This is a genomic window from Arthrobacter sp. P1_B11 (assembly GCF_056406715.1).
This window is the reverse complement of the sequence record NZ_JBFTZQ010000017.1, coordinates 77,763-91,841: the sequence shown is the minus strand read 5'-3', so window position 1 is coordinate 91,841 and position 14,079 is coordinate 77,763. Positions and strand designations below refer to the sequence as shown.

Annotated in this window: 15 protein-coding genes and 1 tRNA gene; 11 read left to right on the top strand and 5 right to left on the bottom strand. The window is 65.0% G+C overall.

Going from position 1 to position 14,079, the window contains the following annotated elements; translation table 11 throughout:
- A partial coding sequence (locus tag AC1D14_RS14590; protein WP_476968688.1) for a transposase occupies positions 1–199 on the top strand: 199 nt, incomplete at its 5' end.
- Positions 200–304: 105 nt separating this feature from the next.
- On the opposite strand, the gene AC1D14_RS14585 is transcribed toward AC1D14_RS14590, so the two are convergent.
- The 4 genes from AC1D14_RS14585 to AC1D14_RS14570 all read right to left on the bottom strand — a co-directional run bounded on the left by AC1D14_RS14585 (position 305) and on the right by AC1D14_RS14570 (position 3,748).
- Entirely contained in the window at positions 305–1,330 is a 1,026-nt protein-coding gene (locus AC1D14_RS14585; RefSeq protein WP_230118086.1) for an ATP-dependent 6-phosphofructokinase, read from the bottom strand.
- A gap of 248 nt (positions 1,331–1,578) precedes the next feature.
- Positions 1,579–1,833: a PspC domain-containing protein gene (locus AC1D14_RS14580; RefSeq protein WP_230118087.1), complete on the bottom strand. Its 255-nt coding sequence runs from the start codon at positions 1,831–1,833 to the stop codon at positions 1,579–1,581.
- A 3-nt stretch (positions 1,834–1,836) separates the two neighbouring features.
- Positions 1,837–2,157, bottom strand: a complete 321-nt coding sequence (locus AC1D14_RS14575; protein WP_230118088.1) for a hypothetical protein — start codon at positions 2,155–2,157, stop codon at positions 1,837–1,839.
- 1 nt (position 2,158) lies between these two features.
- Positions 2,159–3,748: a PspC domain-containing protein gene (locus AC1D14_RS14570; RefSeq protein ID WP_476882117.1), complete on the bottom strand. Its 1,590-nt coding sequence runs from the start codon at positions 3,746–3,748 to the stop codon at positions 2,159–2,161.
- 125 nt (positions 3,749–3,873) lie between these two features.
- On the opposite strand from AC1D14_RS14570, the gene AC1D14_RS14565 reads away from it, so the two are divergent.
- Both AC1D14_RS14565 and AC1D14_RS14560 read left to right on the top strand, forming a co-directional pair.
- Positions 3,874–5,385 (top strand): PspC domain-containing protein, encoded by a 1,512-nt coding sequence (locus AC1D14_RS14565; RefSeq protein WP_476882116.1) that lies wholly within the window; start codon positions 3,874–3,876, stop codon positions 5,383–5,385.
- Positions 5,382–6,071: a LuxR C-terminal-related transcriptional regulator gene (locus tag AC1D14_RS14560; RefSeq protein ID WP_230118091.1), complete on the top strand. Its 690-nt coding sequence runs from the start codon at positions 5,382–5,384 to the stop codon at positions 6,069–6,071. The genes AC1D14_RS14565 and AC1D14_RS14560 overlap by 4 nt, the downstream gene beginning before the upstream one ends.
- 230 nt (positions 6,072–6,301) lie before the next feature.
- Here AC1D14_RS14560 and AC1D14_RS14555 read toward each other — a convergent pair whose 3' ends face one another.
- A complete protein-coding gene (locus AC1D14_RS14555) occupies positions 6,302–7,519 on the bottom strand; it encodes a pyridoxal phosphate-dependent aminotransferase (RefSeq protein ID WP_230118092.1) in 1,218 nt (405 codons plus the stop codon).
- A gap of 294 nt (positions 7,520–7,813) precedes the next feature.
- Between AC1D14_RS14555 and AC1D14_RS14550 the strand changes: the two genes are divergently transcribed.
- From AC1D14_RS14550 to rplJ, 8 genes are all read left to right on the top strand, one after another.
- Positions 7,814–7,886 (top strand) — tRNA-Trp (locus tag AC1D14_RS14550).
- A gap of 81 nt (positions 7,887–7,967) precedes the next feature.
- Positions 7,968–8,252, top strand: a complete 285-nt coding sequence (gene secE / locus AC1D14_RS14545; protein ID WP_230118093.1) for a preprotein translocase subunit SecE — start codon at positions 7,968–7,970, stop codon at positions 8,250–8,252.
- A 114-nt stretch (positions 8,253–8,366) separates the two neighbouring features.
- A complete protein-coding gene (gene nusG / locus AC1D14_RS14540; protein WP_230118094.1) occupies positions 8,367–9,218 on the top strand; it encodes a transcription termination/antitermination protein NusG in 852 nt (283 codons plus the stop codon).
- Positions 9,219–9,349: 131 nt separating this feature from the next.
- A complete protein-coding gene (gene rplK, locus AC1D14_RS14535; protein WP_003803853.1) occupies positions 9,350–9,781 on the top strand; it encodes a 50S ribosomal protein L11 in 432 nt (143 codons plus the stop codon).
- Between the two features lie 176 nt (positions 9,782–9,957).
- Positions 9,958–10,665, top strand: a complete 708-nt coding sequence (gene rplA / locus AC1D14_RS14530; protein ID WP_230118095.1) for a 50S ribosomal protein L1 — start codon at positions 9,958–9,960, stop codon at positions 10,663–10,665.
- A gap of 144 nt (positions 10,666–10,809) precedes the next feature.
- Positions 10,810–11,901, top strand: coding sequence for a GNAT family N-acetyltransferase (locus AC1D14_RS14525; protein ID WP_476968687.1), 1,092 nt, complete (start codon positions 10,810–10,812; stop codon positions 11,899–11,901).
- A gap of 89 nt (positions 11,902–11,990) precedes the next feature.
- Positions 11,991–13,106 carry a GNAT family N-acetyltransferase gene (locus AC1D14_RS14520; protein WP_230118097.1) on the top strand — a complete coding sequence of 372 codons (1,116 nt, stop codon included), beginning with the start codon at positions 11,991–11,993 and terminating at the stop codon, positions 13,104–13,106.
- Between the two features lie 324 nt (positions 13,107–13,430).
- Complete coding sequence (gene rplJ, locus AC1D14_RS14515) at positions 13,431–14,021, top strand: 50S ribosomal protein L10 (RefSeq protein WP_230118098.1); 591 nt, start codon at positions 13,431–13,433, stop codon at positions 14,019–14,021.
- Positions 14,022–14,079 lie beyond the last annotated feature (58 nt).

Below are 14,079 nucleotides of genomic sequence, written 5' to 3'. Positions count from 1 at the left end.
CGCCAGCCCCTGGCAGCGCGGCTCGAATGAGAACACCAATGGGCTGCTGCGCCAGTACTTCCCCAAGAGCACGGATTTGTCCGTCTACGGTCCCGAAGACCTCGAACTCGTCGCTCAGAAACTCAACGGCCGGCCACGTAAAACGCTCGGCTGGGAAACCCCAGCCGAGCGTTTACGTGCTTTACTACTAACCACCTAACCAACAGGTGTTGCAACGACCCCTAGAAACCGCCCCAAGGATCCAGGGCCTCAAGTGTTCGTTCGCGTCCGGCTTCCGCAGCGTGAGGGCGGGGCGCCGGGCGGTTTAGCCGAAGAGGACCGCGGCTTCGTCGTAGCGGTGCTGCGGGACGGTCTTGAGCTTGCCGAGGGCCGCTTCGAAGCCCACGTGGTCAATGTCGGTGCCGTTCAGCGACACCATGGTGCCCCATCGGCCTTCGACCACCGAGTCGATGGCGGCCATGCCCAGGCGGGTGGCCAGCACACGGTCGAAGGCCGAGGGCACGCCGCCGCGCTGGATGTGGCCGAGGATGGTGGCGCGGGTCTCGATGCCGGTCCGGGCTTCGATTTCGGGAGCGAGCTGGTCGGCGATGCCGCCGAGCCGGGGCCGGCCGAAGGTGTCCAGGCCGCGCTCGGAGTGCGGGGATTCCATGTGGCCCGGAACGAAGCCTTCGGCGACGACGATGAGGGGAGCGCGGCCGCGGTCGTGGGCTTCGTTCACCCATTCGACGATCTGCTCGATGCTGACCTTCTGTTCCGGAATGAGGATGGCGTGGGCACCGGCGGCCATGCCGGCGTGAAGTGCGATCCAGCCGACATGGCGGCCCATGACTTCGGCGATCATGCAGCGGTGGTGCGACTCGCCGGTGGTGCGCAGTCGGTCGATGGCCTCGGTGGCGATCTGGACGGCGGTATCGAAGCCGAAGGTGTAGTCCGTGGCGTCGAGGTCGTTGTCCACGGTCTTGGGGACGCCGACGATTTTCAGTCCGGCGTCCGTGAGGCGCTTGGCGGCCGCGAGAGTGCCTTCGCCACCGATGGCGATGATGGCGTCAATGCCGAGCCGGTCCATGTGGGCCTTGATAACGTCCGGACCGCCGCCGTTCTCGAACGGGTTGGTGCGGGACGTGCCCAGGATGGTGCCGCCCTGCTTGGCAATGCCTCGGACCAGTGTGCGGGGAATGGGAATGATGTCTCCCTCCACCACTCCGCGCCAGCCATCCAGGAACCCCACGAATTCGTGGCCGTGGATGGCAATGCCCTTCAGGACAGCGCCGCGGATCACGGCATTCAGTCCGGGGCAGTCTCCGCCGCTGGTGAGGATTCCAATTTTCATTATCTAGGCTCAAATCCTGGTTCGAAGGGTATACAGGCAGAGCGCCACGCTGAGCTCACAAGAGAGTCTAGTGGCCAGTGTGGGGAAGGACACAAACGGTTACATGGGGCCCCGGTCCGGCACCGTGCCGGCGTGGGAAAGGCGGCAGCCGGGCGGCTTGAGTGAGCGTCTTGCGCAGGTGTGCCCCTGCTCCGGAGAGCAGGGGCACATGAACCCGTTGGTGCTGCGGGCGGTTATCCGCCGCCCGGTCAGTAGCGGTTGCCGCGCTTCGCGAGGAAGGATTCAAGGGCAATGCCGTTGTTCTGGTCCGGGAGGACCAGCCACGCGGCGAGGTAAAACACCACGGCCGGCCCCGGCAGGAGGCAGAAGAGGAGGAAACCGATCCGGACGAACGCGACATCCACGTTCAGCTTTTCGGCAATCCCACCGCAGACTCCGCCGAGCCAGCGCTGCGGACCACGCTTCAGGCCGAGGCCCCTGACAATGCTGTAGAACTTTTCCATGGTTCAAGACTTCCCGGTTGTGGGGCTGTTGTCACGTCGGCGGGCCGAGAGCAGTCCGCCGATCACCAATGCGGCGCCGGCGCCGATCATGAGGCCGATCAGTACGTAAGTCCCGTTCAGGGCCACGATCCCCAGCTGGGAGATGATGATGAGGACGGCCAGTGCGAGGACCACGAGGCCCCAGACGATGGTGCCGACGCGGGCCGATGCAGGAGCGGGCTCGCCATTATCCGTTACGGGCCGCCGCGGAAACCCGGAGGCTTCCGGCGCCCGGGACGTTTCCGGCCCCCGCGGCGTTTCCGGTGATGGGTCAAAGTTGCTCATGTCAGTTTCCTTCCTGGATGGTGACATTGCTGACGGTTCCGTCGATCTGCAGGATCAGCCGGGCGCCGGGCTTGTCCGTGTTGTAGCTGCTCTGGCGGGACGTGATGCCGCTGCGGCTGGCGGAGCCCTCGTTCAGGTTGCCCAGCGTCATATCAGCCCTGACGTCCACCGGCACGGTGCTGGGGATGACGACCGTGACGTTGCTGGCAGTCACATCCATGGGGATGACGACGTCGGCGGGCAGCGGTGCGGTCAGGCTCAGCCCGGTCAGGTCAACAGTTCCCTTGCCTCCGGTGATCTGGAAGCCCTCGCGGGCCTGTTGGATGCTGGTGGGGTTCCAGTCCGCGTCCTGGAAGCGGAAGCGGTCACCGTTCGGCACCGCGTTGAAGATGCCGCCAATGATCAGTGCGACCACCGCGAAGAAGCCGAGGATGCCCGAGGTCCGGCCGCGGAAGCCCGCCAGCAGGATGCCTAGGCCCAGGACGGCGGCGCCGCTTGCCCAGACCACAGCGTTGGCGGAATTGCCCAGCTCAATCACGTTGCCGGCGTCGAGCGCCTTGAGGGTGCCACCCACCAGCAGGGCCACGCCCGCGGTGATGGCCACCGCAGGGGCGCCGGGTCCGCCCGGCTTCGATTTCGGTGCCGGAACGGGGGCGGGCACCGGAGCCGCTCCGCGGGGCGGAACGCTGCCGTAGCCGCCGCCGTAGGAGGCGGGAATGTGTGCCGGCCCGGCCCCGCCGTACGGCGGGTTGGGTGAGTACGGCAGGTTGGGGTCCGACGTCGGACCGGTCCCGTACGGCGTTGGGTCCGCCTGCGTGCCGGCTGCGAAAGTGGCCGTGGCGCCAGATGCCGGGCCGCCAGTCGGGGCGGCGTATCTGTAAGCGGGCTGGCTGCTCGCCGGAGTGTTGTTCATGGCTGTTCCAATGGGATTTTTGTTGCGCTGGGTGAGGAAGTAGACAAGGTAAATGAAGCCGCCAATCCAGAACAGGGTCCAGAAGAAGCCGAAGCCGTCGTGCCCCCAGCCCCAGAAACCGCCGCCCATTCCCGTGAGGCCGAGGACGGTGGTGATCAACGCGCCTGTCATGCCGCTGGTCCAGCGGCCGGCACCTGCCTCCTGGGTATGGATCCGTCCGTCCGGCTCCGGGAGGAGCGCCCAGCCGATGCCGTAGAGCAAGACGCCGATGCCGGCGAACAGGGTGAGGACGATGAAGATGCCGCGGACGATAAGCGGATCGATGCCCATCCGCTCGGCGATGCCGCTCGAAACGCCGCCGATCCAGCGGTCGCGGCCGCGGTGGATGCCGTGGCCGCGGATCCAATCGAAGAAGTTCTGTTGCTGCGGCGGCCGGCCGTAGCCGGTTCCGAAGGCAGGGGCGCCTGGCGCGCCGTGGCCGCCCGGCAGATCATGGGAGTTATGGAGCGGCGGAGGGAGCAGCGGCTCGGTCTGTGGCTCGGGAGTGGCCGCGGTCGGCGGCTCCTCCGGACGGTCTGCCTGGGGCTCCGGCTGCTGTTCTTCCCGCGAGCTGGGCTGGTCGTCGGACGTGTTGGCGGGCTGTTGCCCTTCAGAGGGATTGGGGTTCTGCGAGTTCATACTTCGATACTGCCGTTCGGAGGGTCTCCGGCTCTATTGGGGAGTACCCTGAGTGGTCCCTGACTTACCCCTGGTCCAGGCCTGAAAGCGGTCTCCGAAACCCTGATCCGTGTTTGGATTGATGCATGACCACCGCCCCTGTCCGCCCGCCGCTGGTCCGCAGCAGCGACCGCATGATCGCCGGAGTCTGTGCGGGCCTCGCTGCGCACCTGGGCTGGCCAGTGCGCATGGTGCGGATCGGCATGGCAGTGGCCGCCCTTGCCGGCGGTGCGGGCTTCGCGTTCTATGCCTGGCTCTGGATCATGGTTCCCACCGCGGACGAAGCCGCCCGGCGGAACGCCAGGCGGCCGGCGTCGCCCATCGCCCCCGCGGTGAGCACCCCGCCCGCGGGCTCCCCGCACGAGCCGGGGTCCGCCGTCGACCCGCCGTTTTCCGCTGGAACGTACCCTCCCGCCTACCCGCTCAGGGGCTACGGGCCGGGCTCCATTTCGCCGGGAGCTTACGCCCCCGCTGCCGGCCCCGCTCCGTCCGCAATGTACGACGCCGGGACCCCCTTCCAGACTCCGGCAGCTGGCGCCGTTCCCGGCACCGTCGGCGCGGGCACCGCTGTTCCGGTCAGCGGTGTCCCGGGGACCGGAGCCTGGTTCCGCGTCCGCAGCATGCGCTACGGCAAAGAGATCCTGCTCGGTTCCGGGCTGCTGCTCGTGGCCGGGATCCTGATCGCCCGGCTGCTCGGCGCCGAGGTCCCGCTGGGTACCCTGATCCCGGCCGCTGCCATCCTGGGCGGTGCCGCCATTGCCTGGATGCAGCTCGATGAAACGCGCCGCGCCGGCTTGGTGGACAAAACCAAGGCGGACCAGGCGGGCGGGTGGGCACGACTTGCCGCCGGGCTGGCGCTCGTGGTGGCCGGTGTGCTCGTGATGGTGTCCGGTTCCGGCTCCTGGGAGCAGACGTGGCTGGCGCTGCTGGCGTCGGTGGCGGTGCTCGGCGGCGTGGCGCTGGTGCTCCTTCCCTGGGGCCTGAAGTTCTGGCGTGACCTCGAGACCGAGCGGGCCGGCCGCGTACGCGAGACCGAGAGGGCGGAGATCGCCGCCCATCTCCATGACTCGGTGCTGCAGACCCTTGCCCTGATCCAGCGGCGCGCAGCCAGCGAGAACGATGTGGTGCGGCTGGCCCGGGCGCAGGAGCGCGAACTGCGCGGCTGGCTCTTCAAGGACCCGGCCAAGGACGCGGGCCAGCTCTCGGACCGGATCAAGGCGGCCGCGGCCGAAGTCGAGGACGGACTCGGCAACGCGGTCGACGTCGTGAGCGTGGGAGACACGGCCATGACCGACCGGCACGAGGCGCTGGTCCAGGCCAGCCGCGAGGCCATGCTGAACGCTTCCCGCCACGGCGGCGGGCCCGTCTCCGTGTACCTTGAGGTGTCCGACGGCGGAGTGGACGTCTTCGTCAAGGACCGCGGCTCCGGATTCGATCTTCGCGGCGTTCCGGAGGACAGGCTCGGCGTCCGGGAATCCATCATCGGCCGCATGAAGCGCCACGGCGGAACCGCCGAGATTATCAGCAGTCCGGACGGCACGGAGGTTCGGCTCAAGCTGCCTGCCGCCGTCGCGGAGAACGGGGAAGGGAAGCCATGAGCACTCCGGCATTGGACGGAACAGCAGCAGGAAACCAGCGGGAAACGGTCAGGGTGGTGATCGTTGACGACCACGCCATCTTCCGTTCGGGCCTCAAGGCTGACCTCGATCCGAGGGTAACGGTCGTGGGGGAGGCCGGCACGGTGGAGCAGGCCATCGAGGTGATTGCCCGGACCAGGCCCGGCGTGGTGCTGCTCGATGTGCACCTGCCCGGCGGTCTGGGCGGAGGAGGGCGGGAGGTCATCGCCGGCTCGGCTGCGTTGCTGGGCACAACCAAGTTCCTGGCACTCAGCGTGTCGGACGCCGCCGAAGATGTGGTGGCCGTGATCCGCGCCGGGGCCCGAGGCTACGTGACCAAGACGATTTCCGGGGCCGAGATCACTGACGCGGTCTTCCGTGTTGCGGGCGGCGACGCCGTGTTTTCGCCGCGGCTCGCAGGGTTCGTTCTGGACGCTTTCGGCACGGCCCCCGCCGACATCGCCGACGACGAACTGGACAGGCTCTCAGCCCGGGAACTCGAGGTCATGAGGCTTATTGCGCGCGGCTACAGCTACAAGGAAGTGGCCAAAGAGCTGTTCATCTCCATCAAGACCGTGGAAACGCACGTGTCGGCGGTCCTGCGGAAGCTGCAGCTCTCCAGCCGCCACGAGCTGACCAAATGGGCCGCGGAACGCCGGCTCCTCTAGCCAACCCAAACGCTCTCTCACTTCCTGTCGCTTAAACCGGGACGCTCTCTCACTTCCTGTCGCTTAAACCGGGACGCTCTCTCACTTCCTGTCGCTTAAACCGGGACGCTCTCTCATCAGGTGAGAGAACGTCCCGGTTTTTCCTGCGGGAGGTGAGAGAGCGTTGGGGGTTTTCCTGCGGGAGGTGAGAGAGCGTTGGGGGTTTTCCTGCGGGAGGTGAGAGAGCGCGCCTACTTCGCCTTGCCCAGGAAATCCTGCAGCCGTCCCACGCCGGTGGCGAGGTCGTCATCGCCCAGGGCGTAGGACAGCCGCAGGTAGCCCGACGGGCCGAAAGCCTCGCCCGGAACCACGGCAACTTCCACCTCGTCCAGGATCATCGCCGCCAGTTCGGCGGACGTTCCGGGACGAACCGGACCGTTCGCCGTCGGGAATTCCTTCCCGAGCAGGCCGCGGACGTCGGCGTAGACGTAAAAGGCGCCCTTCGGCGTCGGGCATTCAACGCCCTCAATGGCATTGAGCCCGGCGACGATAGCCTTGCGGCGGCGGTCGAAGGCCACCTTCATCTCGTCGACGGCGGTCAGCGGGCCGGAGACGGCGGCAAGGGCTGCCACCTGCGGGATGTTGGACACGTTGGACGTGGCATGGGACTGGAGGTTCGTGGCGGCCTTGATGACATCGGCCGGCCCGATCATCCAGCCCACACGCCAGCCGGTCATCGCGTAAGTCTTGGCCACGCCGTTGAGGATCACCACTTTGTCGCCGAGCTCCGGAACGGCCGTGGCTATCGAGGTGAACGGGACGTCGTCGTACGTCAGGTGCTCGTAGATCTCATCGGTGACCACCCACAAGCCCTTGGCCGCGGCCCACTGCCCGATTTCCGCGACCTGTTCGGCGGAGTAGACGGAGCCTGTCGGGTTGGACGGCGACACGAAGAGCAGGATCTTGGTGCGGTCAGTGACGGCCGCCTCCAGCTGCTCCACAGTCACCAGGTAGTCCTGCTCGGGTCCGGCGAAGACCTCGACGGGCACGCCGCCGGCCAGCCGGATCGCTTCCGGGTAGGTGGTCCAGAACGGGGTGGGCACAATCACTTCGTCGCCCGGGTCAACCAGTGTGGCGAACGTGTTGTAGACGGCCTGCTTGCCGCCGTTGGTAACCAGCACCTGGGAAGGGTCCGCTTTGTAGCCGGAGTCGCGGAACGTCTTCTCGGCGATGGCCTTCTTCAGCTCCGGCAGGCCTCCGGCGGGGGAGTAGCGGTGGTACTTCGGCTGGCTGGCGGCCTCGATGGCCGCCTTGACGATGTAGTCCGGGGTGGGGAAGTCCGGCTCGCCCGCACCGAAACCGATCACTGGCCGGCCGGCTGCTTTCAGCGCCTTGGCCTTGGCGTCGACAGCCAGGGTGGCAGATTCGGCAATGGCGGAAATGCGTTTGGAAACGCGGGCGGCAGACATGGCGGGTCCGTTCTTCGCTTGCAGCTGGGTAGCTGAATGGTGGAATTCGACGGAATCTACTCTATGCTGTTCACCGGATCGTTCGAGGTGGGACGCGGCAATGTGACTGCAGCCTGGTCAGGTTTTGCACAGCCACCAAGACGGTCCGAAATGAGGCTGGTTCGACGTACGCGAAGTTGTTGCGTAGACTAGTTCTCCGGTGTTGAAAACACGATGATGACGTGCGCCTCAGGGAAGTCTGGGTCAAGCATGGCCTCGATCAGTTTTCAACCCACAGGATCAGTTTTGATCCATAGGGTAGTGGCGCAATTGGTAGCGCAGCGGTCTCCAAAACCGCAGGTTGCAGGTTCGAGTCCTGTCTGCCCTGCGCAAGCTGTCCCGGTGAAAAACCGGGGCAAGCGCAGCAACCATGGTTCAGTTCAGAGCCGGGTAATCCGACATTGCGAGGATGAGTGAGGACCAGGTGACCGAAACAGCTGCAAGCAGCTCCAAGGGCCGCCCCGCAAAGAAAGCCGCCAAGGCAGGCTTCTTCGCTCGAATTGCACTCTTCGTCCGCCAGGTCATCGGCGAGCTGAAGAAGGTCGTCGCACCCACCCGCAAGGAACTGATCAACTACACGCTCGTGGTGCTGGTATTCGTGGTCATCATGATGGTCATCGTCACCGTGCTGGACCTGGGCTTCGGGACCGCGGTGGGCTGGGTCTTCGGCGGTACAGGCGCCAAGGACCGCTAAGGCGATAGGTCCGCAGACTGCGCGGGCTCCTACGATTATCGGAGGGAGCTGCGGAGTGTGCGGAATTGAGCCATTTAAATAGGCATGTTAAGCAATGAGGAAGCAGGAGACCAAGTGTCTGAGCAGGAGCTCGAGGTAACTGAGGCTGAGCTGGATGGCCCCGCGGACAGCACGGCCGACGCCGCGGCTGAAGCCGTTGAAGGGTCTGAGGCTGATTCTGCTGCACCCGATTCCGAAGGCGACGCCGATGAGGCAGAGGCCGAAACTGACGTAGTCGACGAAGCAGACGCTGAAGACGACGCCGACGCATCCGAAGGCGATGACGAAGACGCAGACGCCCTGGCAGCCGCGGCAGCCAAGGCCGACGTCGACCCCGCAGAAGAGTTCAAGGGCAAACTGCGCCGCCAGGAGGGTGACTGGTACGTCATCCACTCCTACGCAGGTTACGAAAACCGCGTCAAGGCCAACCTTGAGACCCGCATCCAGACCTTGGACATGGAAGATTACATCTTCGAAATCCAGGTTCCCATGGAAGAAGTCGTTGAGATCAAGAACGCTCAGCGCAAGGTCATCAACCGCGTCCGGATCCCCGGCTACGTTCTCGTCCGCATGGACCTGACGGATGCCTCGTGGGGCGCCGTCCGCCACACCCCGGGCGTCACCGGCTTCGTGGGCAACGCCCACAACCCAGTGCCGCTGCGCCTCGACGAGGTCTTCTCCATGCTCGCTCCGGTCTTCGAGGAAGAGCAAGCCGAGAAGGGCAAGCCCGTCAAGCACGCCGCCGCCCCGGTGGACGTCGACTTCGAGGTTGGCGAATCGGTCATCGTCAAGGAAGGTCCCTTCGAGACCCTCCCCGCCACGATCTCCGAGATCAAGATTGATTCCCAGACCCTCGTGGTGCTGGTTTCCATCTTCGAGCGCGAAACGCCGGTCACCCTGGCATTCAACCAGGTCACCAAGATCTAGCAATACCCACAGAATTCGCTCCGGGGCTGCCCGCTTAGCAGCCACGAAGCGGCCGACCGCCTCGCCATGGCGGTCAACCACCTGAGGCACGCTCCTGTGTCCCAGGACGCATTTGAGAGAAGGACCCTACATTGGCTCCCAAGAAGAAGGTCACCGGCCTCATCAAGCTGCAGATCCAGGCAGGTGCCGCTAACCCGGCTCCGCCGATCGGTCCTGCGCTTGGCCAGCACGGTGTCAACATCATGGAATTCTGCAAGGCGTACAACGCTGCGACGGAAGCCCAGCGCGGCAACGTTATTCCTGTTGAAATCACGGTCTACGAGGACCGCTCGTTCACGTTCATCACCAAGACCCCGCCGGCTGCAGAGCTCATCAAAAAGGCTGCAGGCGTCGCCAAGGGTTCCGCTACCCCGCACACCGTCAAGGTTGCCAAGCTGACCCAGGCCCAGGTCAACGAGATCGCTTCCACCAAGATGGAAGACCTCAACGCCACGAGCCTCGAAGGCGCAGCGAAGATCATCGCCGGCACCGCCCGCTCCATGGGTATCACCGTCGAGGGTTAATTCCCTCACCGCTGAAGCGGCGCGGCTTCGGGAAACCGACGACGACGCCGGACAGCACCGCCGGGAAACCGGCACCACTGAAACATTGAAATGTTGGAGATCCACGCCGGATCCGCCAACTGTGGCAGGGCCCAGCGCGGTCCGCAGACCACAACTGCACAAGGAGAATAAGCAGCATGGCAAAGCGCAGCAAAGCATATGAGGCAGCCGCCGCCAAGATCGACGCGGAGAAGTTCTACGCGCCGTTCGAGGCAGTGACGCTCGCCAAGGACACCAACCCGTCCAAGTTCGACGCCACCGTTGAGGTCGCTTTCCGCCTGGGCGTTGACCCCCGTAAGGCTGACCAGATGGTCCGCGGCACCGTCAACCTGCCCCACGGCACCGGTAAGACTGCCCGCGTTCTCGTCTTCGCCACGGGCGACAAGGCCGAAGCAGCCATCGCTGCAGGCGCCGACTTCGTTGGTTCCGATGACCTGATCGAAAAGATCGCCGGCGGCTGGACCGACTTCGACGCAGCCGTTGCCACCCCTGACCTCATGGGCAAGGTTGGCCGCCTCGGTAAGGTCCTGGGTCCGCGTAACCTGATGCCGAACCCGAAGACCGGCACCGTGACCGCTGACGTCACCAAGGCTGTCAACGACATCAAGGGCGGCAAGATCGACTTCCGCGTCGACAAGCACTCCAACCTGCACTTCATCATCGGTAAGGTTTCGTTCGACGTCATCAAGCTGGCCGAGAACTACGCAGCCGCTCTCGAAGAGGTACTTCGTCTGAAGCCGTCCGCTTCAAAGGGCCGCTACATCCAGAAGGCTACGGTTGCCACGACCTTCGGTCCCGGCATCTCCGTAGACCCGAACGTCACCAAGGTGCTGACCGAGGTCTAATCCTCGCGAACCACCCGCCGGTCATCCGGCGGGCAACAAGGGCCGCCCGGCATTGCGCCGGGCGGTCCTTTGTTCTTGCTGCCGGCCTCTGCCGGCCTCTGCCGGCCCCTGGAGCGCGCAAGGCTGTGCGGCTAGGCTGATGCCGTGACGACGCCGGCTTACCCCATAGAACCTCTGGTCCTGCCTTCCTCCATCGATTCCCCGGATGCCTCAGACTTTCTGGAGTTCAGCGATCTCAGTGACGCGCTGGTGCTGGAAACGTGGGGGAACCTTGACCGTGCCACCCCGAGGGAGGCCCGCCTCGAGGCTTGGCGCGACGATGACTATAAGCAGCTCCGGATCTTCTTCGTCCGTCTGGACGGGCGCATGGTCGCCAAATCCTGGATCAGATTGCCGCTGCAGGAGAACCTCCAGGACGCGATGGTGAGGGTGGACGTCCTGAACGAATTCACCGGAAGGGGAATCGGGCAGTCGCTGCTGCGGCATGGCGAGGAGCTGGCCGCCAGCCACGGCCGCAGCACCCTGCAGAGCTTCACGGAACACGCGGCGGTCTTTGATCCGGACGGGCCCGGCGTCCTGAAGCCGGGAACAGGCACGGGAGGGGTCCCCGCAGACTCGCGAGCGGCCAGGTTCGCCGCAGCCGGCGGCTACACTCTGGAGCAGGTCACCCGGTTCAGCGCACTGGACATGCCGGTAGCGGATGGCACTCTCGACGCCCTGGACAGGGAGGCAAGCTCCATTGCCGGGGACAGCTACGAACTCCTCAGTTGGACCGACCGCTGCCCTGACGAATATATTGACCAGCTGGCTGTGCTCATGTCCCGAATGAGCACTGACAGCCCGGCCGGCGCCCTCCACTACGATGCCGAAGTGTGGGACGCCAAACGCGTCCGGCACGTTGAGGATGAGTGGCAGCAGACCGGCCAGGAGGCTCTGTTTGCTGTGGCGCGGCACAAGGCGAGCGGTGAGCTGGCCGCCTACTCGGTCCTGCAGTATTCCGGGTCAAAACCCTGGGTCGCGGAGCAGGACGACACCCTTGTCATCAAGGCACACCGTGGAAACCGCCTGGGCATGCTCGTGAAAATTCTGAATCTTCGGCGGATGGTGGCGGAGCATCCCTCGGTTGAACGGATCCTCACGTTTAACGCCGCGGAGAACGACCACATGCTCGCGATCAACATCGCCCTGGGCTTCCGCCCGGCGGGGTACGACGGCGAGTGGCAGCGACGCCGCTAACCGTCATATGCTGGCGACGGATACTCCGCGTGGACTCAAGCCCGTAGCCTGACAGGGTGAGCGGCAGAACGGCTGGGAAGATGCCCCCTATGGCAAGTGAAGTGCGGATCGAGCAGTTGTTCATCCCGGAGTCCGTCGACGCGCCCGACGCAGCGGACTTCCTGGCCGCAGTGGAAGTGGGCCGTAAGGTCCGGATGCAGACGTGGGGGAGCGATGACCTCGCATACGCCCCGCTTGAGAAGCTCCTCGAACTGGACGATCCCTATGAGCGCCAGGTCATCCTGGTGGCCAAGGTGGACGGCAGGATCGTGGGTACCGTGGACATCGCACTGCCCCTCACCGACAATCTTGACCTGGCGGAGTTCACGCTGGACATCCTGCCCGAATACCAGCGTCAGGGGGTGGGCCGGCAGCTGTTGGATGCCGCGGAACGGTTCGCCCGCGACGAGGGTAGGTCCATGATCCTGATCGACACCAACCATCCCGGGTCTTCGCTCCATGAGTTCGAATCCGAGCAGCTGGTGCCCGGATCCGGGCAGGGCTTCGTGCCGCTGGGCAGCCGGGAAGTGGAGTTCGCCCGGCGCACCGGCTACACGCTGCAGCACATCGAGCAGTTCAGCTCCTGCGCCCTGCCGCTCGACACCAAGCTCGTGGCGGAGCTCGAGGCCGAGGCGGAAGAAGCAAACAACGGCCGCTACCGGCTGCACCATTGGACCGACCGGTGCCCGGAGCGGTGGCTGGAATCCGTGGCCGCCCTAGAGAACCAGGCCGGCGGGGATACCATGCCCGCCGGCGGAAGCGAGGAGGACGGCATGGTGTTCGATGCCCGCATCCTGCGGGAAGCCGAGGACGTGACCATAGCGCAGGGGCGGCGCACGGTGGTGACCGCCGTCGAGCACGTTGCCTCTGAAACCCTGGTGGGACTGACCACCATCAGCGTCCTGGCGCAGCGCCAGGATGTCGTCTTCCAGGACGACACGGTGGTGCTGCAGGAGCACCGCGGCAACAAGCTGGGGCTGCTGATCAAGGTGGCCAACATGGAGCGGCTGACGGAGCAGTTCCCCGATGCACGCGTGATCTACACCTGGAACGCCCCGGAAAACCGGTACCTTCTGACCGTAAACCGCCAGTTGGGATTTACGACGGCGGGTGTCACCGGCATCTGGCAGAAGGAACTGCCGGATATGGGGCCCAGTACCAGTTGACCTGTGCCGGCTGGATGCCATCAGCTGGACGCCGATTTGGCGGTCCGGCGCGGCGTCCCGTAAGCTTGGAGGACCAAAGACCGTCGGTTGTTGGAAATCCACTCTTTCGAGCTCAGCTCAACTCTGTAGTTGTGCGCGGAGGAGCCAGTGGGTTTCCGGACGAAGGACCCTGAACATAGGGCGGCCAGCGCAGGTGAACGAAGCAAAGCTCCGCGGTTCTGAACTGCGTTGAGCCAAGCCCCGTGCATCTGCGCGGGGCGTTTTTAGTTTTAGCTCACCTGAGCGGGGACCCGGAATACCGGCACTATCCCCGGAAGGAGGGTTATGGCAACGCCTACCAAGGTTTCAGCAGTAGCTGAGATCACTAACGATTTCAAGGAATCGAACGCCGCTGTCCTGACCGAATACCGTGGGCTCACCGTTGCACAGCTCAAGCAGCTGCGTGTTTCTCTCGGCCAGGACACCAAGTTCTCGGTCGTCAAGAACACCCTGACCGCCATTGCAGCCAAGGAAGCTGGTGTCGAAGCATTCGACGGCCAGCTCGCCGGCCCCACTGCAATCGCGTTCATCAAGGGTGACGCAGTTGCAGCTGCCAAGAGCCTGACGGATTTTGCCAAGACCAACAAGCAGCTGGTTATCAAGACCGGTTACTTCGAGGGTAAGGCACTGAACGCCAGCGAAGTTGCTGCCCTGGCAGCACTCGAGTCCCGCGAGCTGCAGCTCGCCAAGGTTGCAGGCATCCTCAAGGCTCCTGCTGCCGCTGCTGCACGCATCATTGACGCCCTGCGCCTCAAGCTTGAAGAAGAGAACGGTGCTCCGGCTGAAGCCGAAGCGCCCGCCGCTGAAGAAGCCCCGGCCGCAGAAGCAGCAGAGACCGAAGCTCCGGCCGAAGCCGCAGCCCCCGAAGAGAACTAGCTCTCTTTCAAACCAGACTCCGGTGTGAAGGCAACGGCTCAGGCCGCCAAGCACCACC